This is a genomic window from Modestobacter sp. DSM 44400 (assembly GCF_900107175.1).
In the GTDB taxonomy this organism is placed as follows: Bacteria; Actinomycetota; Actinomycetes; order Mycobacteriales; family Geodermatophilaceae; genus Modestobacter.
Genome location: NZ_FNOZ01000025.1, coordinates 1 through 20,806 on the forward strand (window position 1 = coordinate 1; position 20,806 = coordinate 20,806).

General features: G+C 71.0%; 16 protein-coding genes. 6 read left to right on the forward strand and 10 right to left on the reverse strand.

Annotation, left to right across the window (positions count from 1 at the left end; translation table 11 throughout):
* The 4 genes from BLW04_RS15410 to BLW04_RS15425 form a co-directional block, all read left to right on the forward strand.
* Nucleotides 1-925: homogentisate 1,2-dioxygenase (locus BLW04_RS15410; RefSeq protein WP_091543016.1), on the forward strand; the 925-nt coding region annotated here is incomplete at its 5' end.
* Nucleotides 922-1,773, forward strand: coding sequence for a hypothetical protein (locus BLW04_RS15415; protein ID WP_091543019.1), 852 nt, complete (start codon nt 922-924; stop codon nt 1,771-1,773). The genes BLW04_RS15410 and BLW04_RS15415, both read left to right, overlap by 4 nt.
* Entirely contained in the window at nt 1,770-2,999 is a 1,230-nt protein-coding gene (fahA, locus tag BLW04_RS15420) for a fumarylacetoacetase (RefSeq protein ID WP_091543021.1), read from the forward strand. The genes BLW04_RS15415 and fahA overlap by 4 nt, the downstream gene beginning before the upstream one ends.
* On the forward strand, nt 2,996-3,688 hold the full coding sequence (locus BLW04_RS15425) for an IclR family transcriptional regulator (RefSeq protein WP_091543023.1): 693 nt from the start codon (nt 2,996-2,998) through the stop codon (nt 3,686-3,688). Before fahA ends, BLW04_RS15425 begins: the two co-directional genes overlap by 4 nt.
* A 427-nt stretch (nt 3,689-4,115) precedes the next feature.
* Here BLW04_RS15425 and BLW04_RS15435 read toward each other — a convergent pair whose 3' ends face one another.
* The 7 genes from BLW04_RS15435 to BLW04_RS15465 form a co-directional block, all read right to left on the reverse strand.
* On the reverse strand, nt 4,116-5,489 hold the full coding sequence (locus tag BLW04_RS15435; RefSeq protein WP_091543025.1) for an FAD-binding oxidoreductase: 1,374 nt from the start codon (nt 5,487-5,489) through the stop codon (nt 4,116-4,118).
* Complete coding sequence (locus tag BLW04_RS15440; protein WP_091543028.1) at nt 5,486-6,580, reverse strand: branched-chain amino acid ABC transporter permease; 1,095 nt, start codon at nt 6,578-6,580, stop codon at nt 5,486-5,488. Before BLW04_RS15440 ends, BLW04_RS15435 begins: the two co-directional genes overlap by 4 nt.
* The gene (locus tag BLW04_RS15445; protein WP_091543030.1) at nt 6,577-7,437 is read right to left on the reverse strand and encodes a branched-chain amino acid ABC transporter permease; all 861 of its coding nucleotides are present in this window, start codon (nt 7,435-7,437) and stop codon (nt 6,577-6,579) included. Before BLW04_RS15445 ends, BLW04_RS15440 begins: the two co-directional genes overlap by 4 nt.
* A 162-nt stretch (nt 7,438-7,599) precedes the next feature.
* Nucleotides 7,600-8,283 carry an ABC transporter ATP-binding protein gene (locus tag BLW04_RS15450; protein ID WP_091543032.1) on the reverse strand — a complete coding sequence of 228 codons (684 nt, stop codon included), beginning with the start codon at nt 8,281-8,283 and terminating at the stop codon, nt 7,600-7,602.
* Entirely contained in the window at nt 8,267-9,040 is a 774-nt protein-coding gene (locus BLW04_RS15455) for an ABC transporter ATP-binding protein (protein WP_091543035.1), read from the reverse strand. Before BLW04_RS15455 ends, BLW04_RS15450 begins: the two co-directional genes overlap by 17 nt.
* 73 nt (nt 9,041-9,113) lie before the next feature.
* Nucleotides 9,114-10,337: an ABC transporter substrate-binding protein gene (locus BLW04_RS15460; protein ID WP_091543038.1), complete on the reverse strand. Its 1,224-nt coding sequence runs from the start codon at nt 10,335-10,337 to the stop codon at nt 9,114-9,116.
* 214 nt (nt 10,338-10,551) lie between these two features.
* Complete coding sequence (locus BLW04_RS15465) at nt 10,552-11,805, reverse strand: alpha-hydroxy acid oxidase (protein WP_254781625.1); 1,254 nt, start codon at nt 11,803-11,805, stop codon at nt 10,552-10,554.
* A 261-nt stretch (nt 11,806-12,066) separates the two neighbouring features.
* Between BLW04_RS15465 and BLW04_RS15470 the strand changes: the two genes are divergently transcribed.
* Both BLW04_RS15470 and BLW04_RS15475 read left to right on the forward strand, forming a co-directional pair.
* Nucleotides 12,067-15,621, forward strand: coding sequence for an indolepyruvate ferredoxin oxidoreductase family protein (locus tag BLW04_RS15470; protein WP_175484073.1), 3,555 nt, complete (start codon nt 12,067-12,069; stop codon nt 15,619-15,621).
* 155 nt (nt 15,622-15,776) lie between these two features.
* Nucleotides 15,777-17,360, forward strand: a complete 1,584-nt coding sequence (locus tag BLW04_RS15475) for a thiamine pyrophosphate-dependent enzyme (RefSeq protein ID WP_091543046.1) — start codon at nt 15,777-15,779, stop codon at nt 17,358-17,360.
* A gap of 145 nt (nt 17,361-17,505) precedes the next feature.
* Here BLW04_RS15475 and BLW04_RS15480 read toward each other — a convergent pair whose 3' ends face one another.
* The 3 genes from BLW04_RS15480 to BLW04_RS15490 all read right to left on the reverse strand — a co-directional run bounded on the left by BLW04_RS15480 (nt 17,506) and on the right by BLW04_RS15490 (nt 20,753).
* Nucleotides 17,506-18,717: a lactonase family protein gene (locus BLW04_RS15480; protein WP_091543048.1), complete on the reverse strand. Its 1,212-nt coding sequence runs from the start codon at nt 18,715-18,717 to the stop codon at nt 17,506-17,508.
* Between the two features lie 351 nt (nt 18,718-19,068).
* Entirely contained in the window at nt 19,069-19,542 is a 474-nt protein-coding gene (locus BLW04_RS15485) for a hypothetical protein (RefSeq protein ID WP_091543050.1), read from the reverse strand.
* On the reverse strand, nt 19,539-20,753 hold the full coding sequence (locus BLW04_RS15490) for a molybdopterin-dependent oxidoreductase (RefSeq protein WP_217631064.1): 1,215 nt from the start codon (nt 20,751-20,753) through the stop codon (nt 19,539-19,541). The genes BLW04_RS15485 and BLW04_RS15490 overlap by 4 nt, the downstream gene beginning before the upstream one ends.
* Nucleotides 20,754-20,806: the final 53 nt, after the last annotated feature.

The window sequence follows — 20,806 nt, forward strand, 5'->3', positions numbered from 1 at the left end:
CGGACGGCGGCTGGTGCTGGGCAACGCCGACGTCCGGATCTCCTACGCCGTGAGCAGCCTGACCAGCCCGTACTACCGCAACGCCACCGGCGACGAGTGCGTCTACGTCGAGCGCGGGACGGCGACCGTGGAGACCGTCTTCGGCGCGCTGGACGTCGGTCAGGGCGACTACGTGGTCATTCCGCGGGCCACCACGCACCGCTGGATCCCGACCGGCTCCGAGCCGCTGCGCACCTACGCCATCGAGGCCAACTCCCACATCGCCCCACCCAACCGCTACCTGTCCAGGTACGGGCAGTTCCTGGAGCACGCCCCCTACTGCGAGCGGGACCTGCGGGGGCCGGGCGAGCCGCTGCTGGCCGAGGGCAGCGACGTCGAGGTCTACGTCAAGCACCGCGGCGAAGGCCCCGGCGGGCTGGCCGGCACCGTGCACGTGGTCCCCGAGCACCCCTTCGACGTGGTCGGCTGGGACGGCTGCCTCTATCCCTACGCCTTCAACGTGGCCGACTTCGAGCCGATCACCGGCCGGGTGCACCAGCCGCCGCCGGTGCACCAGGTCTTCGAGGGCGCCAACTTCGTCATCTGCAACTTCGTGCCCCGCAAGGTCGACTACCACCCCCTCGCCGTCCCGGTGCCCTACTACCACTCCAACGTCGACTCCGACGAGGTCATGTTCTACGTCGACGGCGACTACGAGGCCCGCAAGGGCTCGGGCATCGGCAAGGGCTCGATCTCCCTGCACCCCGGCGGGCACTCCCACGGCCCCCAGCCCGGCGCCGTCGAGCGCTCCCTGGGCGCCGAGTACTTCGACGAACTGGCCGTCATGGTCGACACCTTCCGGCCGCTGTCCCTCGGCGCGGGCGGAACGGCGGTCGACGACGGGAAGTACGCCTGGTCCTGGTCCGGCCGCGGACCCTCGGCATGACGGGGAACGCCGCCGGGCTGTTCGACGGGCTCTTCGACGACGCCGCACTGTTCCCGCCTGGGAATGCGCCGATGGCCACCGCCGTCCCCGCCCACCGGGAGGTGCGCTCCCGGTGGGGCCGGTTGATCGGGCCGTTCATCCTGCCCGCCGCTCGACTCGACGAGTTCGTCGCGGAACTGGATGACGGGGATGGGTTTCCTATCTCGTTGATCGCCACCGCCGGTGACCTGCCCGCCGCGGTGGCCAGAGTGGCCGCCGATCCCCGGCTGCTGCTGGCCGCGGTCGAGGTGCCCAGCGCGGTGGACGCGGCTGCCGCGGCGCAGGCTGTCCGCGTCCTGTCCGACGTCCTGCCCACCGGCGTCCCGGCGGCGGTGGAGCTGCCACGAACCGGGGCACGGGACGACGTCTTGAACGTGCTCGCGGCCGCCGGGCACCGGGCCAAGCTGCGCACCGGCGGCCTGCGGGCCGAGCTGTTCCCCTCCCCCGCGGAACTGGTGGACGCTCTGCGGGCCTGCATCACCCGCCAGGTGCCGTTGAAGTGCACCGCCGGCCTGCACTCCGCCGTGCGGCACACCGACCCGGTCACCGGCTTTCACCATCACGGCTTCCTCAACGTGCTGCTCACCGTCGATGCGCTGGCCGCCGGCGCTCTGCCGTTGGTGGCACCGGACTGGCTGCAGGAGGATGACGGCACGGAATTGGCAGCCGCGGTCCGCACCTGGCCGACGTCCCGGGTGGCGCGCGCCCGGGCTGCCTTCACCTCCTTCGGCACCTGCAGCGTGCTCGAACCGGTCGACGACCTCGTGTCGCTCGGCCTGCTGCCCTCGACAGAACGGATTCCCGCGTGAGCTCTTCCAGGTTCCAGACCTGGCTGGAGCTGCCCGCCGACACGGGACTCGGGCTGGCCAACCTGCCCTATGGCGTCTTCTCCACCGCCGGCACGGCGCCCCGCACCGGTGTCGCCATCGGCGCGCAGGTACTCGACCTGGCCGCCGCAACGGGGGATCCGGTGCACACCACCGGCAGCCTGAACGCCTTCATGGCACGTGGACCGGAGGGCTGGTCCGCGCTGCGCGCCCAGCTCACCGACTGGCTCACCGACCCCGCCGCCCGGCCGGTCGTGGAGCCGCACCTGGTGGCCCGGGACGAGGTGACCCTGCACCTGCCGGTGGAGGTGGCCGACTACGTCGACTTCTACAGCTCCCAGCACCACGCCGAGAACCTGGGCCGGATGTTCCGGCCGAACTCGGCGGCGCTGACCCCGAACTGGAAGCACCTGCCCATCGGCTACCACGGTCGCGCCGGAACCGTGCAGGTGTCGGGGACGCCGGTGGTGCGTCCCCGCGGCCAGCGCAAGGCGCCCACCGACGACGCCCCCACCTTCGGCCCCTCGCAGCGGCTGGACATCGAGGCCGAGGTCGGTTTCCTCGTCGGCGTCGGCTCCGAGCTGGGCACCGCCGTGCCGGTGAGCGGTTTTCCCGACCATGTGTTCGGGGTGTGCCTGGTCAACGACTGGTCCGCGCGGGATCTGCAGTCCTGGGAGTACGTGCCGCTCGGCCCGTTCCTCGGCAAGTCCTTCCTCACCTCGATCTCCCCATGGGTGGTGCCGCTGGCCGCGCTCGAGGCCGCCCGGGTGGACCCACCGGTCCGCGAACCGGAACCACTGCCCTACCTGCGCGACGACGAGGACCCCTGGGGCCTGGACCTCACCCTGGAGGTCCGGCTCAACGGCGAACTGCTCAGCTCCCCGCCGTTCCGCCAGATGTACTGGACCCCTGCCCAGCAACTGGCCCACCTGACGGTCAACGGCGCCAGCCTGCGCACCGGCGACCTCTACGCCTCCGGCACCGTCTCCGGCCCCGCACCGGACCAGCGCGGGTCCTTGATCGAGCTGTCCTGGGGCGGCACGGAGCCGATCGCCCTGGCCGACGGGTCGACCCGAACCTTCCTGGAGGACGGCGACGTTGTCACCATCACCGCCACGGCGCCGGGCCCGGAGGGCACCCGGATCTCGTTCGGCGAGGTGACCGGCCGGATCGAGCCCGCCCGGACCCGGGAAAGCGAACGGCAATGACGGCAGGCGACGGAGTGGGCGCGCCCCAGTCGCAGACCCTCGACCGCGGGCTCCGGATCCTGGAACAGCTGGCCTCCGCGGCCACCCCCCAGCCGGTCATGGACATCGCCCAGGCGGTCGGTCTGCACCGCTCGATCACCTACCGGTTGCTGCGGACGCTGGAGGACCACCAGTTGGTGGACCGGGACGGCGCCGGCCGCTACCGGCTGGGCCTCGGACTGGCCGCCCTGGCCCGGGGAGTGCGCGCCAACCTCCAGGCTGCCGCACTCCCCCGGCTGAACGCGCTCGTCGCCGAGACGGGCAGGACCGCGTTCCTCGTCGTCCGTGCCGGCAACGAGGCGGTGACGGTGACCAGCGTCGAGCCGCACGACTCGGCCGCGCATGTCGCCTACCGGCCGGGTACCCGGCATCCGGTCGACCGGGGCGCTCCCGGGCTGGCGCTGCTCATCCCCGAGAGCCCAGCACCGGAGGACCGCGCCGAACTCACCGAGGCCCGCCGGTGCGGATGGGCCAGCTCCCGGGGCGAGGTGATCCCCGGCGTCCGGTCCGTGGCGGCACCGGTGCTGGGTCCCGAAGGCGCCGCCCGCGCGTCCATCGCCCTGGTGTTCGTCGACGACGGGGCGGACGTGAGCGACATCGGCCGGGCGGTGGTCCGGGCCGCGGGCCAGGTGAGCGCCGACCTCCACTGAGTCCGCGACCAGACAGGAGGTCGACGCAGTGCTCCCGATCCCGCCGGGCGCGTCAGCGCTCCTGGACGTGGTGGTGCCCCCGGAGTCCACCGTGCACTTCGACGAGCTCGGGCCGGTCCAGCCGGTGGACGCGACGTACGGCACGGCAGAGCACTTCGAGGAGGCCGGCCGGAACTGCTGCTCCGGGATCTCGAGCTGGGCGAGGCGGCGATCGGCAGTCCCTGTCGGTGGACTACCTCGGGCCCAGCTGGGTCGGTTACCGGATCCTCGTGGAGGCGGTGCACCGAGGTCAGCGGCAACCGGGTCACCTGCTTGTGTACCGCCACCGCCGACGACGGGCGGGAACTCGGGCGCGGGACCACCATCCCGGTAGTGCTCCCCGAGGACGAGCTGGAATCCGGCCGAGGAGCGCCGCCCCGCTGATGCCCTAGAAGCCGCGGCCGGGATTGAGGATCCCCCGGGGGTCGAAGGCCGCCTTGATGGCCCGGTGCATCGCCAGTGACGTCTCGTCGATCTCGCCGGCCAGCCAGCTCCGCTTCAGCGCCCCCACCCCGTGCTCGCCGGTGATCGTCCCGCCCAGCGCCAGTGCGGCCCGGCACACCCGCTCGGCGGTGTCGAAGGCACGGGCCAGCGTGTCCGGATCGAGGTCGGGGAGCATCAGGGTCGGGTGCATGTTGCCATCACCGGCGTGGCCGACCGTGGCGATCGGAATGCCGGTGTCGGCTGCTATCTCGCCGACCGCGAGCAGCAGGTCGGCCAGGCGGCTGCGGGGAACGCCCACGTCCTCGATGATCGTCGGCCCGGCGGCCATCGTCGCCTCGCCGGCCAGCCGGCGGGCGCGCAGCAGCATCTCGGCCTCCGCCGTGCTCGAGGACCGGACGATGAGGTCCGCGCCGGCCTGGGCGCAGCAGACCGTCATCGCCTCGACCTGCCGGTCGGCGTCGGAGCCGTCGGACTGACCGATCAACAGGGCGGCGGCCGAGCGGTCCAGGTCCAGGCGGCGGTAGTCCTCGATCGCGTTGATCGTGGCCCGGTCCATCAGCTCCAGGAGGCTGGGCGCGAGCCCGGATCGGATAATGGCCGACACGGCGGCGCCCGCGGCCGGCAGCGACGCGAAGGACGCCACGAACGTCACCGGATCCATCGGTGGTCTCGGGCGGACCCGCAGCGTGGCCGCGGTGATCACACCGAGGGTGCCCTCGGAACCCACCATCAACCGGGTCATGTCGTACCCCGCGACCGACTTCACGGTGCGGCCACCGGTGTGCAGCACCCTGCCATCGGCCAGCACCACCTCGAGGCCCAGCACGGCGTCACGGGTCACGCCGTACTTGACGCAGCGGAGCCCACCGGCGTTCGTGGCGAGGTTCCCGCCGATGGTCGAGATCTCGAAGCTGCCCGGATCCGGTGGGTAGAACAACCCGTGCGGCTCGACGGCGCGGCCGATGTCGGCGTTGATCACCCCGGGTTCGACGACGACGAGCTGATCGTCGACATCCACCTCCCGGATGGCGTCCATGCGCTCGAGTGACAGCACGATGCAGCCCGCCAGGGCGGTCGCCCCGCCGGAGAGGCCGGTGCCGGCCCCGCGCGGGACCACCGGCACCCTGCCCTCGTGCGCCCAGCGCATCGTGGCGACGACGTCCTCGGTGCACGTGGCACGGACCAGGGCGAGCGGCACCCCCGCCGGAACGAGGTCGGCCCGGTCGCGGCGGTAGCCCTCGATGATCTCCGGCGCGGTCACCAGGGCGCCGCCTGTCAGCCGCGTTGCCAGGCCGTCCAGCGAGGCCGCCGCGGTCATGGCGAGTCGGGGGGCTGCCGGGTGGTCGAGTCGTCGACGGTGACCGCCGTCCCGGCTGCTGCCGGCGCACGCCGGCCGCGGCCGAAAGCGCGCCGGACGAGGTCGGCCATCGCCGGTAGGAGTCCTCGGGGCAGGAACAGCAGGACCACCACGAGCAGGATCGCGTACACCGCGTAGGAGAACACGCCGGAGGCGTAGGACGGCATGCCCGGGCGGGTGCCGAGGTCGTTGAGGGTCTGCACGATCAGGGTGATCACGACCGCGCCCACCACGGGGCCCCACAACGTGCCGAGCCCGCCGACGACCGCCATCACGATGAACTGGAAGGACAGCAGCACCGGGAACGAGCCGGGCGCCAGGTAGCCGATGAAGAAGGCGTAGATGCCACCGGCGAGACCGGCGAACGCGGCCGAGAGCGCGAACACGACGATCTTGTACCGGGTGACCGGCACGCCCGAGGACTCCGCGGCTGTCTCGCTGGTCGCCAGGGCCCGCAGCCCGCGGCCCGGCCGGGACGCGATGATGTTCCGGGTGATCAGCAGGACGACGGCCACACCGACCCAGGTGACCCAGGCGTAGGCCTGCGCGGTCATCAGCTGGATGCCGAGGAGTGAGAGCTGCGGGATCCCCTGCAGGCCGATGTCACCGCCGAGGAAGTCCACCTGTCCCACGATGGCCAGCAGGATCAGCTGGAAGGCCAGGGTGGCGAACGCGAGGTAGTGCCCGCGCAGCCGCAGGATCGGAATGCCCACCAGCCCGGCGAGACCCCCGGCGACGAGCGGGGCCGCGAGCAGCCCCAGCAGGGGTGGCGTGCCGTGCACGGCGAGCAGCCCCGCGGTATAGCCGCCGACGGCGTAGTAGGCCGCCTGGCCGAGGGAGACCTGACCCGCATAGCCCATCAGCAGGGAGACACCGATGGTCACCATGGCCGCCGTGCCGGTCAGGATGTAGACCGTCAGCTGCGACCGGTCCAGCACCAGCGGTGCCAGCAGGGTGAGGACGGCGACCAGCGCGCCCAGACCCAGCCCCACGGCCCGCTGCGCATCGGGCCGGCGGCGGACGGTGCGAACGGTGCCGACCTCCGCGGTCATGAGACCTCCTCGGAGACGGTGGAACGCCGACTGGCCTGGTAGATCATCACGACGATGATCAGGACCATCGCTACCTCGGTCTGGTAGGAGGCGTTGATGTAGCCGGCCACGAAGGCTTCCAGCACCCCGAGCAGCAGCCCGCCGACGAGCGCGGCGTAGGGGCTGTTGAGCCCACCGAAGATGGCGGCGGCGAAGCCGCTGGTCGCCAGCAGCACGTCGGAGTCGAATGCCACCGGCTGCAACGGGGTGATCAATACGCCGGCCAGACCACCGAGCAGACCGCCGAGGGCGAAGGCGAGCAACCCCATCCGGATCGGGTTGATCCCGGCCAGCCGCGCCGCGTACGGATTGGAGGCGCAGGCCGACAGGGCCTTACCGAGGTACGTCCGGGTGAAGAACAGGCCGAGCGCGGCGAACGTGACCAGCGTCGCGCCGATCACCAGGAAGTACTGCCAGGCTACCCGCGCCCCCCCGATGTCCACCGCCCCGCGGAGCATGGAATAGGAGACCGGCTGATCACCCCACACGATGATCTCGAAGGCATAGGCCAGGATCCCCAGGCCCAGCGTGATCACCAGTGAGGCGAGCGTCGGCGTGCCGCGCTTGCCGATGGCGATCACACCCACCACCAGCCCGATCACGCCGGCGAGCACGATGCCGATGAGCTCGGCCACACCGTGCGGCAGGCCGCGGCCGAGCATCGAGCTGACCGTCAGGCCGGCGACGACCGGAAAGGTGCCCTGGGCGAAGTTGACCACCCGGGTGACCCGGTGGATGGCGACGAATCCCGACGCCACCAGGGCGAAGGTGCAGCCGATCGCCAGGCCGGAGATCAGGTAGGACAGGAACGCGCTCACGCAACGTCCTCGCTGGCGCTCGTCGGCCGCGTTCGCGGCGCTGCTGTGTCCACTCGTGAGCTCGCAAGCTCGCTCACGCAACGTCCTCGCTGGCGCTCGTCGGCCGCGTTCGCGGCGCTGCTGTGTCCACTCGTGAGCTCGCAAGCTCGCTCATCGCGCCACTCAGCTCGCCTCCGAATCGGTCAGGCCGCCGAGATAGGCGCGGGCGACGGCGTCGCTGCGGCTCAGCTCGGCGCTGCTCCCGGACATGGTGATGGTGCCGGACTCCAGGACGTAGGCTCGCTCGCACAGGTCGAAGGCGAGCCGGGCATTCTGCTCGATCAGGAGCACGGCGGTGCCCCGCGAGGCGTTGAGTTCGCGGAGGTGCCGGACGAGGTCGGCGACGACCAGCGGCGCCAGACCCAGGGACAGCTCGTCGACGGCGAGGATGTCGGGATCGGCCATCAGCGCCCGGCCGACGGCCACCATCTGCTGCTGCCCGCCCGACAGTGTGCCGGCCGGTTGCTTCGCCATCCGCTCCAGGTCCGGGAGGATCTCGTAGATGCGCCGGGGATCGCGCGCACCGGCCCGGCGACGGGACCGCCAGGCTCCCAGCCGCAGGTTGTCGGCCACGGACAGGTCCGGGAATAGTTGCCGGCCCTCGGGCACCTGGGCCAGCCGGCCGTCGACCTCGATGGACCCCGACACCGGCCGGAGGATGCCGGAGAGCGTGTTGACCAGGGTCGACTTCCCCGCCCCGTTGGGGCCCACCAGCGCGACCATCTCGCCCTCACCGACCTGCAGGCTGACGCCGTCGAGCGCGGTCGCGTTCCCGTACCGCACCACCAGGTCAGTGACCTCGAGCATGCTCATCCTCATCACCGATGTAGGCCTTGATGACCCGTTTGTCCGACGTGACCTCCTGCGGGGTCCCCTCCGCGATCACCTGGCCCAGGTCGAGCACCGTGACCCGGTCGGCCAGTCGGGCCACGAATCGGACGTCGTGCTCGATCAGCAACATGGTCAACCCGCCGGCGCGCAGGTCCTCGATCAGCTCGGCGAGGGCGGTGCGCTCACCGGCGCGCAGCCCGGACGCCGGTTCGTCGAGCAGCAGCAGCCGCGGTTGGGAGCACAGCGCGCGGGCGACCTGAAGCCGGCGCTGCTGGCCCAGCGGGAGGGACTCGGCCTCGCGGTCGGCCCAGTCCGCCAGGCCGACTCGCTCGAGAGCGTGCTCGGCTTGCTCCCGGATCGCCCGCTCCTCCGACCGGTGCCGGGGCAGCCGCAGCGCCGCGGCCACGAAGCCGTGGCGCGTCCAGGGCTGCGCGCCCACCATGACGTTCTCCCGCGCGGTCATCCCGCGGAAGATCCGCGCGCCCTGGAACACCGTGGCGATGCCGTCGTGCGCGCGCCGGTGCGCGGACGCCCCGTCGATCGGCCGGCCGCTGTAGGTGATGGTGCCCGAGTCGGCCGTCAGGTGACCGCCCACCAGGTTGAACAACGTCGACTTGCCCGCACCGTTGGGTCCGATGATGGCCCGGACCTCACCCTCGGCCACCGACAGCGACACGTTCTGCACCGCATACACGCCCCCGAAGGACCGCGACACGCCCTCGACGTCGAGCACTGGTCGCCCCGCTCCTCATATCGGATCCCGGGCGGCCGACGGACGGCCGCCCGGGATCGCCGAACGTGTCGGACTACTTGAGCGACTTCTCCAGCTCCTGCTGCGACCAGTCGGTCGGGACCAATTCACCATTGGTGACCACGTTGACCGCCACGTCGTCGACGGTGAGACCGGCGTGGTCCTTGTCCGAGAAGGAGTACTCGCCCTCAGGGGTGAGCAGCGTCAGGTCGTTGAGCGCCTTCTGGATGTCGGCCGGTTCCGCGCTCTTGGCCTTCTCGATGGCCGCGGCGATGAGCTTGACCGCGCCGTAGCCGTCGAAGGCGAACTGCGGCGGGTAGTAACCGTTGGCCTTCTGGAACGGCTCGGCCATGGCCAGCGCGGTGTCCTTGACGTCGGACTCGGGCAGGTGCGGGCCGACGACGGCGAGCGAGCTGGCGACGATGACGCCGTTGGCGGCCGCACCGGAGGGCTCGGTGTAGAGCGTGCTCGCCTCCGCGTGGCTCATGACCAGCGGCATGCCCAGGTTCGCGGTGGCGAACTGCTTGGTGATGATGACCGCCGGTGCACCGGTCGCCCACACCATCAGGCCGTCGGCGCCACTGCTGCCCACGTGCGTCAGCTGCGGCGCGAAGTTGGTCGTGGTCGTCTCGAAGGTCTCCTCGTCGACGAAGGAGACGCCGTACTTGTCGGCCATCGACTTCATCTTGTCCCAGCCGGTCTGGGCGAAGGCGCTCTTGGTGTCGTAGGCGACCGCCATGGTCGTCATGCCCTGCGCCTGGAAGTAGCGGAGCAACTGCTCGGCCACCGCGCCGGCCGTCGGCGGGGTCATGAACGCGTACTCGCTGACCGGTTTCACCTGCTCGTCGGCCGCGGCCGTGGAGATGTAGGGGATTTGCTGGCGCTCGGCGTTGGGGATGACCGCGAGGCTCGAGTTCGAGAACGACGACCCGACGAATGCCACCACGTCCTGGCTGGCAAGGTCATTGAAGGCGATCACCGCCTGGTCGGGCTGGGTCTTGTCGTCGGCAATCTTGATCTCGAGCTTGCGGCCGCCGAGCACGCCGCCCGCGTCGTTGATCTCGGCGACCGCCTGCGCAGCACCCAGCTTGTCGTTGGTACCCAGCGGTGTGTAGTTGCCGGTGAGGGAGGCGATCTGGCCGAGCACGATCGGCTCGGAGGAGTCCCCATCGGAGCCCCCGGAGCCCCCGGAGCCACCCGAGTCCCCCGATCCGCCGCAGGCGGTGAGAGCGAGCATGAGCACCCCGGCCATCGCCGTCAGGGGGGCACGATTGCGCATCAATGGCTCCAGTCGCAGGACGATCCCCCCGGTAGGGGAAATCGCAAAGGAGGGCTCCGGGGAAATCGGAGACCGCTTGATCACCTGTGAGCCACGTTACGTGCCGTCGCGGAGGCCGGACAAGGCCGCAGGCCGTTCGGAACGGTCACGGATTGGTGACAGTTGTCGAGCAGGGGAACGGACCGGATGTAGGACGTCGCCGGAAACCCGGCGATCAGGGGACCGTTCCCGCCCCCGTCGGGCGTCCGTTGTCCGCGACCCCGGACCGACCGTCGTCCGCGGGCAGGGCCGGTGCCGCCGCAGGAAGGTGCACGACCCCGGACCGGAGCTCCGGGACGTCGCGCACCCCGAGCAGCTGCATCGTGCGCACGAATTCCTCGCCCAGCAGCGCGAGAACCCGCCGGACACCGGCCTCCCCGCCCGCCATGAGCCCGTAGAGGTAGGCGCGGCCGATGAGACAGGCATCCGCGCCCAGACCGACCGCCGCCGCGATGTCCGCGCCGCTCCTGATGCCGCCGTCGAGGTAGATCTCCATGGATCCCTGCAGGCGCTCGCGCACCCTCGGCAGCAGGTCCAGCGGAGCCTGGGTGCGATCGAGCTGGCGACCGCCGTGGTTGGACAGCACGATCGCGTCCACGCCGACCTCCGCTGCCCGGACGGCGTCCTCGACCCGCTGCACACCCTTGATCACGATGGGGCCGGACCACGTGTCACGCACCCAGGCGAGGTCGTCGAACGTGACGGCCGGATCGAACATCCGGCCGACCGTGTCGGCCACGCTGCCATGGGAAGAGTCCATCGTGGCGAACGCCAGCGGCCCGGTGGTGAGCATGTTGACCCACCACGACGGGTGCAGGCCCATGTCCAGCAGCGTCCTGGCGCGCAGCGTGGGCGGCATGGTGAACCCGTTGCGCTGGTCACGGAGACGACCGCCGGCGACAGGCACGTCCACGGTCAGGACGAGCGTGGAGTACCCGCTGCCGGCCGCCTGCTCGAGCAGCGCCCGACTGGCCGCCCGGTCACGCCACATGTAGAGCTGGAACCACAGGTCCGCGGCCGGCACGGCCGCCCGGAGACCCGCGATCGAGGTGGTGCCCATGGTCGACAGCGCATACGGCAACCCTGCCTCGCGGGCGGCGCGGGCCACGGCCATCTCACCCTCGTGGTGCATCGCCCGGGTCAGCCCCGTGGGGCCCAGCACGAGTGGCAGGCTCGCCGGCCGCCCGAGGATGGTCGTATCCGGCCGGACGGCCGCGACATCCCTGAGCACGTACGGGGAGAACTCCACCCGGTCCAGCGCCGCCCGGGCCCGGGCCATGCTCAGTTCGGACTCCGCACCGCCGTCGACGTAGTCGAAGACGGCGCGTGGCGCGCGACGCTTCGCCAGCGCCCGGAGGTCGGGAACGGAGTGGGCGCGGGCGACGCGGCGTTCGACCAGGGTGCCGGTGGGACGCGGACCGACCAGCATCGGTTTCAGGTCGTGCCATCGCGGCAGTTGGCGACGCACGCCGCCGGGCGGTGAGCCCCCGGTCATCAGAACTCCGATCCCTCGGCCGCGGCCGCGTCGAATGCAGCGTTCCAGCGACTCCCCGGTGCCGACAGGATGTCCAGCAGCCGTGGCCAGCGTCAACCGGCGGGCAGTGCGCACCGCTCCGGTGGCCGGTCGGCCCACCGGCGGTGTGCTACGAATGTTGGTCCTCGCGGTTCACGTTGTGTCACACTCGCCGCTGTGACCCAGAGCACGAGGACGACCCGCCCCGCCTGGAACCTCGGCGACCGGCTCACCCAGGACGCGGGCACCCACTTCGTGCCCGGTCTGCAGGCGCTGGTCGCCTTCCCGCTGGAGCAGGCGCGGCGGGACCGGGCGGCCGGGCTGCGGATCGGGACGTTCATCAGTGGCTATCCCGGGTCGCCGCTGGGCACCTACGACCTGGCGCTGAGCCGGATCCCAGAGCTGCTCGCCGAGCACGACGTCAGCTTCGTGCCCGCCGGCAACGAGGAACTGGCGGCCACCGCCCACATGGGCACGCAGATGCTCGATGCCCATCCGCACAGCCAGTGGGATGGCGTTACCGGCATCTGGTACGGCAAGGGCCCCGGGGTCGACCGCAGCGGGGACGCGCTCAAGCACGGCAACTTCGCCGGGACCTCGACGCACGGGGCGGTCGTGGTCCTCTCCGGGGAGGACCACGAGGCCAAGTCCTCGACGATGCCCTTTCAGCAGGAGTACGCCTTCGTCTCCGCCGGCATCCCGGTGCTCTCCCCCGCGACGGTGGAGGAGTTCCGCACGTTCGGCATCCACGCCATCCGGCTGTCGCGGTACTCGGGCTGCTGGGTGGCACTGAAGCTCACGAGCGCACTGTGCGACGCCGGCCAGTCGGTCAGCTATGCACCCGGCGAACCGCAGGTCGCCATCCCGCAGCTGAAGGTCGACGGCAAGCCGTTCGTCAAGCGCACCGACTTCTCGTTCTTCCCCGGCAAGAACATCGAGATGGAGCGCCACCTCTACCAGGAGAAGCACCTGGCGGTGCAGGCGTACGCCCGGGAGAACGGCCTGGACGCGACGGTGGTCTCCGGCGACGCCGACACGGTGGGGATCATCACCGCGGGCAAGACCGCCACCGACCTCGAGCAGGCCCTGACCGACCTCGGCCTGTCCCACGACGAGCTGCGCCGGGCCGGCGTGCGGATCCTCAAGCTCGGCCTGGTCTACCCCCTGGACGAGCAGGTGGTGCGCGAGTTCGCCGGCGGGCTGGACGACGTCATCGTGATCGAGGAGAAGCGCGACTTCCTTGAGCAGCAGGTGCGGTCGGTCCTCCAGCCGGTGGCGCGGCCGATCCGGGTCGTCGGCAAGCGCGACCAGCACGGTGCGCCGCTGTTCCCGGTCGAGGGCGGCATGGACGCCGACGTCCTCGCTGAGCGGCTCGCCCGGCTGTTGGCGCCCGTGCTGCCCGACCTGCCACGGCGACCGCGCGTGGCGGAGATCGCCGCGGTCCGCCGGCGGAACTACGAGGTCCAGGCCGGCCGGACCCCGAACTTCTGCTCGGGTTGCCCGCACAGCTCCTCCACGGTGCTCGCGCCCGGGCAGGTCGCGTGGGGTGCGCCCGGCTGCAACTGCTTCAACACAGTGATCGAGCAGCCGGAACGGCACATCGACGTCATGACCCAGTACGGCGGGGAGGGCCTGCCCTGGATAGGCCTGTCGCGCTACACCGACCGCGAGCACATGGTGCAGCACGTCGGTGACGGGTCGATGTACCACTCCAGCTACCTCAACGTCCGGTGGGCGGTGGCCGCTGGGGTGAACCTGACCTACAAGCTGCTCTACAACGGCGTGGTCGCCAACACCGGCGCGCAGGACGCCGTCGGGTCACGGGGGCTGCTCGAGCTGACCCGCGGTTTGGACGCCGAAGGGGTCGCGCGCATCGTCGTGATGACCAAGGACCCGAAGCAGTACCGCGGGGCTCCGCTCGCCCCGGGGGTCGAGATTCGCCCGGCGCACCGGATGGTCGAGACCGCGCAGGAGCTGGCGACGGTGCCCGGCGTCACCGTGCTGGTCTACGACGAGTCCTGCGCCAACGAGCGCCGGCGGCTGCAGAAGCGCGGCGAGCTGGACCGCCCCACCGAGTACGTCGTCATCAACGAGGACGTCTGCGAGAACTGTGGGGACTGCGGCGCCGCGAGCAACTGCATGTCGCTGCAGAAGGTCCCCACCGAGTTCGGCGCCAAGACCCGCATCCACACGTCGTCCTGCAATCAGGACTACTCCTGCGTCCAGGGCGACTGCCCCTCCTTCGCCACTGTCCACACCCAGCCCGGAAAGGGCTACCGGAAGCGGATCGCCGCGCCGCTGCGCGAGGAGGAGATCCCGGCCGTCCCCGCCCCGGCGCTGCGTTCCCCGGTGAACCTGTACATGCCCGGGGTCGGGGGGACCGGGGTCCTGACGTTGAATGGCATCCTGTCCGTCGCCGCCCTCCTGGACGGCAACGACGTGTTGTCCTTCGACCAGACCGGTGCGGCCCAGAAGTGGGGGCCGGTGGTCAGCAGCCTCACGGTGATCCCGCCCGGCACGGCAGCGCACGCCAGCAAGGTCGGCGTCGGGCAGGCCGACGTCTACCTCGCCCTCGACGAGGTCGGTGCCTGCTCGCCGGCGAACCTGGACCGGTGCTCCCCGAACCGGACCACGGCGGTCACGAATACCGACCTCTTCCCCACGGGGGAACAGGTCCGGGACATCCACGCCGTGGTCGACACCGGGCGTCTGCGGGCCACCATCGCGGCCTACTGCCGGGAGGTGGTGGAGGTACGGGCCCGGTGGATCGCCGAGGAGGTCTTCGGCGATTACATGCTGACCAACGTGATCGCGCTCGGCGCGGCCTACCAGCACGGGTTGCTGCCGCTGTCCGCGGAGGCGATCGAGGCCGCGATCGACCTCAACGGCGTCGCCGTCGGCGCCAACCAGCAGGCGTTCCGGTACGGCCGCCTGTGGGTGGCCGACCGCGCCCGGGTGGAGGCGCTCATCGCCCCGCCGCAGACCGATGCGACGACCGAGTTCGATCACCGCGCCGGCCGGCTGGACCGCCGTCGGCGTCAAGCTGCGGTCGGCCTGTGGCAGCGCACCGGGGCCCTGCCGGAGCCGACGCGGCGACTGCTCGCCGTCCGCCTCCCCGAGCTCGTCGACTACCAGGACGGCGACTACGCGGCCGGCTACGTCGGGGAGGTCCTCCGGGTGGCTGTCCGCGAGAGCGAGGTGGCGCCCGGCTCGCACCGGCTGACCGACGCAGTCGCCCGCGGCCTGTACAAGCTGATGGCGTTCAAGGACGAGTACGAGGTGGCCCGGCTCTCCCTCAAGCCCGACTTCGCCGAGCACGTCGCGGCGACGTTCGAGGGCCCAGTGACGCTCACGCACAACCTGCAGCCGCCGATGGCCCGGCGTTTCGGAACGCGCAAGCTGCGGGTGCCGGCGGTCGTGGCGACGCCGACCTTCCGCGCGTTGCGCACCTCACGGCGACTTCGCGGCACCGCGGTGGACCCCTTCCGGCGGCAACAGTCCCGGCGCGAGGAGCGGGAGCTGATCGCCTGGTACCGGGATCTCCTCACCGAGGCGCTCAGTGCCCTGCGGCCCGCCACCTTCGACACAGCTGTCGCCATCGCGGAACTACCGGACATCATCCGCGGGTACGAGGAGGTCAAACGGCGGAACGCCGTCCAGGCCCAGGTACGGGCCCGCGAACTCGTCGAGGGCCTGCGGCGGCCCCGCCTGAAGCTCTCCCCCACCGCATGACCGGCATCCGGCAGGAACTCGAGGCCGAGGAACGGTGACCTCTTCGCTCCACTCATCGGGGTGATCGTCTGGTGGGGAGTAGCTATTCACTCCGGGCAGGACCTTTGTCATCCTGCCCATGCCGGTCGCAGAACCCACCTGGACGGGGAGCCCGAATGGCCACGCGCACGGTACGGGACGTCGCTCTGGACGTACTGCGTTCCTTCGAGCTGACCACGATCTTCTGCAACCCGGGATCGACCGAGATCCAGCTGCTGACCGACCTTCCGGACGACGTCGACTTCGTCCTGGGGCTGCACGAGGCAACGGTCGTCGGAATGGCGACCGGCCATGCCCTCGGCAGCGACAGACCGGCGCTGGCCATCCTGCACACGACCGCCGGACTCGGTAACGCGGTGGGAGCTTTGGCCACCGCCCGTGCCAACAAGGTCCCGCTCGTGGTCATCGTGGGCCAACAGGACCGTCGTCACCTCGTCAACGAGCCCTTCCTGGCCGGTCGCCTCCACGGCCTCGCCGGCGAGTACCCGGTCTGGGTGGGCCAGCCGCCACGGGCCGAGGACGTGCCGGCGCTGCTTGCGCGGGCCTACCACGAGGCGCGCATCCGTCGAGGGCCGGCCCTGGTCATCGTCCCCATGAACGACTGGCTGGCGGAGCTGACAGAAGCCGTCGAACTCGCCGCCCCGAAACAGGTCCTGGTCGGCGCCGCCGCTGACAAGAACTCTGTGCTAGAGGTGGCTGCGCGGGTGCGCGCCGCGATCAGCCCGGTCATCGTCTCGGGCGCCGGTGCGGACGACGCACGTACCTGGGATGCGCTGCGCGCGATCGCCGGCGCGCTGCACGCACCGGTGTGGCAGGAGCCTTTCGGCGCACGCGCCGGATTTCCACAGGACGACTCCGCCTTCGCCGGTCATCTCCCTGCGAGCCGCTCCGGCGTGCGCGACGCGCTCGGCCGGCACGACCTCGTGCTCGTGGTGGGCGCCGCGTCGCTGCGTCAGTACCCGTTCGAGCCTGGCCGGCTGTTCGACCAGGACACCACGGTCGTCGGTATGGCCGAGGATCTCGACGACGTTGCCAGCGGCGTCCTCGATCTCGCCGTCCTCGGCCCCCTTCCGGAGCTCTGCGAGCTGCTCGCCGACCAGTTGGGAGCAGTTCACGTGGACGAAGCCCCCACGCCACCGGCCGAGCCCACCGACCGCGAGGGACCTCTGAGTCCGGAACTGGTGTTCCAGGCGATCGGCCACCGAGTCCCGGCGGACACCGTCGTCTTCGAGGAGACTCCGTCGAGTCGCCGGCTGCTCAACGACTTCCTTCCTGCACGCCGCCCGCTCGGCTTCATCAGCGCGGCAATGGGCGGCCTGGGCTTCGCCATGCCGGCGGCCGCCGGCCTGCGCATGGCCCGGCAGGACCGGCCCGTCGTCGCGATCGTCGGGGACGGATCGGCGATGTACAGCATCCAGTCGCTCTGGAGCGCACAGACCTACGGGCTCGGGGTGCTCTACGTGGTGATGTCCAACGGCGGCTACGCGATCATGGACCACCTCGCCCACCTGCAGGGTGGTACAGGGCCATGGCCGGACGCCTTCGGCCTGGACGTCTGCGCGATCGCGCGCGGCTTTGGATGCCGCGCCGAACGTGTCGATTCCGTGACCGCATTGGGCGAACTGCTGGACGAGGTGCTGCCGACGCTGGCCGCCGCTACCGCGCCCATGCTCATCGACGTCGCCGTGACCAAGGGCTGAATCGGTCGCGCGGCGCTCGGGGTCGCACCCCATCGACTGCGCCGACGGCTGACCGCATGTCCGGCTGGCCGACCTGTGACGCCAGAGCGGGGGCCGGAGTCGCCGCACCCCGGACACCCGGGACCGGGGTGCGGCGTGGGTCACGTCAGTACACAGCCAGCCCGGAGGCGCCGTCAGCGACCGGCAGCTCGCCGGTGACCGTCCCGAGCGACCGCAGGGCGCCGCTCGGCCCGATCTCGAAACCGGCAACGCCACCGGTGCCCCGCAGGAGCAGGTACAGGTAGTGGCCGTCGGCGCTGAGAGCCAGGTCCACCGGCTGGCTCATCGGGCCGGTGGAGGCCGCCTCGCCGTCGCGCAGCTGGACCCGGCCTGCGTCGTCGTAGCGGTAGCTGGAGATCGTCCCGCTGCCGAAGTTGGCGGTGTACGCGTACCGGCCGTCCTTGGTGACCACGACCCAGCACGTATCCGTCTGCCGGTTCGGGACCGAACCGCTGACGACCGACAGCAGACCCTCTGCCGACACGCGGTAGGAGGACAGGGCGGACCGGCCCTCCGACGCGTCGAACGACTCGGCGACGACGAGCTCCCCGTTGTTGCGGAAGGCCAAGCTGAACGGGCGCACGCCGTGCGAGGCATTGCGCTCGGGCATGGCGCTCGCGTACCCGTCGCTCCGGATCCGGAATGCGTCGATCGCGATGGACGGCGACAGAGTGACGGCGGTCGTCTTCTGCGTCACGAGGAGCAGATGTCCGTCGGGGCTGAACTCCACGTCGCCGGGGACGGCCACGGGCGAGCTGAGCGGCCGGAAGGAGTCCTCCAGCTCGGTGAGGGTGCCGTTTCGGGCGACCCGGAAGCCGAGGACGCCGTTCCCGGCGACGGAACCGTCGAGGACGTAGAGCACGTCGTCGTGGAGGGCGAGACTGTTCGGCTGGTCCCCGGCGGGGACCTTCTGCAGGAACGTCAGCTCCGTACCGCGGACGGCGAACACGGTGACGTCGTCGCTGCCCGGGTTGGGGGCGTACAGGAATCGGTGGTCGTCGCTGAGCCGCAGAGCACCCTGGGTGTCCAGGTCCACTCCTTGGCCCAGACCGTGGGTCGAGACGCTGCCGACCCGCGTCAAGGTCCCGTCGGCGGCCCGCCGGTAGCTGACGATGCGGTTGTCGGCGGTCTGGTTGGTCATGGCGAAGGCGGCCCCCTCGCCCGCGACGACCTGTGGCGCCGCGTCCGCCTCGGCGGCTGCGCCTGATCCCGAACCGATCAACACCGTGCTCAGCAGCGCCCCCACGGCCAGGCCGCAGCGGGCGAACCCGGCATGACGTCGGCCTCGTGGCACCTGCTCGTCCGCGCGCTTGTTCATTCTGAACTCCCCTCGTCATGCGCCCAGTCCGAGCGCCGTTGGCCGTGCGAGGCAGACCGCGACCGTGCTCGTGCCCGGAGCAGCCGCTACTGAGCACACTGGGCCCGAGCGGCCCAGATGGACCCACCCCGCGCGCTTACGTGCGTCTTACGGCCATGGGTCGGCGCGCGTACCTGCTGTGGAACCTTCGTGGAGGGCAGCGGCTGGACGACCGGTCTCCGGACGCACACGGCCGGACGGCGGTCCTGACCCGACCGGACTCCACGTCGTCGACACCGTCCGGGGCTGACGTCCGCGACCCGGCCCGCGCAAGGAAAGGCTGTCCGACGGCCTGAAGGGTGGACAGCGATGTCACGCGGTCGGTGACGGCCCGTCGTTCGTGGTCGGCGCCGCACCGGCGGCACGGCACCCACGCACGACCCGACGGAGGTAGGACAGCACGGCCACCGCGCTGATGAGCGCGAGCAGCAGCACCAAGTTGTGCCCGTAGTCCTGGCCGAGGATGGCCTTGACGCCCGGCTGGCTGCCGGCGCGGTAGATCAGCGGGAGGGCGATGACGGTGACCAACCCGCCGGTGACGAGCGCGCCCTGGAGATGCGCGCGGGCCCTGGGGGGTACTTTCCTCAGCCCCGTTCCGATGGCGACGACGGCCGGCGAGAGCACGGCGTGCAGGACGAGCGCTCCGACGAGCCAGGCTGCGAGTCCGAGCAAGCTCCTCCCGGGGACCTGGGTGACCAGGCGGAAGAGGCCGAACAAGGCCAACACGACACCCGCGCCACCGATCACCACGCGGATCCGCCTGATCCCGACCCACGTGCCGCTCACCGCACCGTCACCGCCTTCAGCCACTTGGTGTTCAGGACACCGGCCCGGTCAGGGGCGATCAGACGCAGCGGGTAACCGTGATCGACGTCCAGACGCTGGCCGTTCAGATGGGTCGCGAGGAGTGCCCGCGACAGCTGCGGGCCCTGCACGGTGGAGTGGTTGAAGGATCCTCTGGGCTCCAGCGAGACGAAATCGACCCTCGAACCGGCGTTGCCACCGGCGCGACGGACCACGTCGAGCAAGCGGATCCCGGTCCAGTGCGCCCCGACGCTCCAGCCTTCGACGCAGGTGATCGGCAGGTCGGCCTCCGCCGCGGCCATCGCCTCGATGTCGGCGAGTGACAGTTGGTAGCCGTCCGGTCCGCTGACGATCAATTGCCAGTTCGGGTCCGCTGCCAGGTCTCGAACGCCGGCCTGGTCGGCAGTCCGGTTGACCGGGACGCCCTGCGGTCCCGTGCTCGGCTGCCGGACCGCGAGCAGACCGATCGGCTCGAGGGGTGTGAGGGTCTGGCCCACGCTGGTCAACGCCACCAGACCGATCCCCCCGCTCGCTGCGACCAGCAGCCCGCGGCGAGAGATCGCCGGTGTCGACGGCGGGGGCTGATGCATCTTGTCGTTGTTGCTGTACGAGGCCGGGTTCTCGTTCCACGGCTTCTCGGTCAGCACGTCGCCATCGACGAGCCTGGTCTTCAGCCCGTAGGTGATATCGGGCAACTTGACGGCGATGTGGAGCAGCAGGGAGCCGATCAGGACGTAGGCGAGGAAGCGGTGGACCGGCACGAAGCTCCAGGGCCACGGGTACCAGTTCAGGACGTTGAAGAACCCCGTGAACAGTTGCAGGAGCGCCGTGGCGACCAGAACGGCGACCGAGCCCCGCTCGAGTGCGTGCGGAAGAGAACGGACGGCCGGCCAGCGGAACAGGTTCGGGTAGACCGACCACAACTTGACCAGCAACAACGGGATCGTCGCGATGCCCGTGGCGACGTGCACACCTTGGGTGACCCGGTAGATCCAGATCGGCGCGGCCGGTTCGGGCAGCCACGTCCACGGCTGGTACTGGTAGTGGCTGAGCAGGCCGGTTCCGAAGCAGACGGCCAGGCAGATGCCGAGGACGGCACCCAGCCGGGCGGTCAGCGCGGTGGAGCGCAGCGGCGACGAGAAGTGCGGCCAGAGCGGCGGTGACGTTCCGGGCCCTTTCACAGGCAATCCCACGCCGTCGAGTCTGCCGCCGATCCCGCTCGACGGTTCTTACGTCGCGATGACGG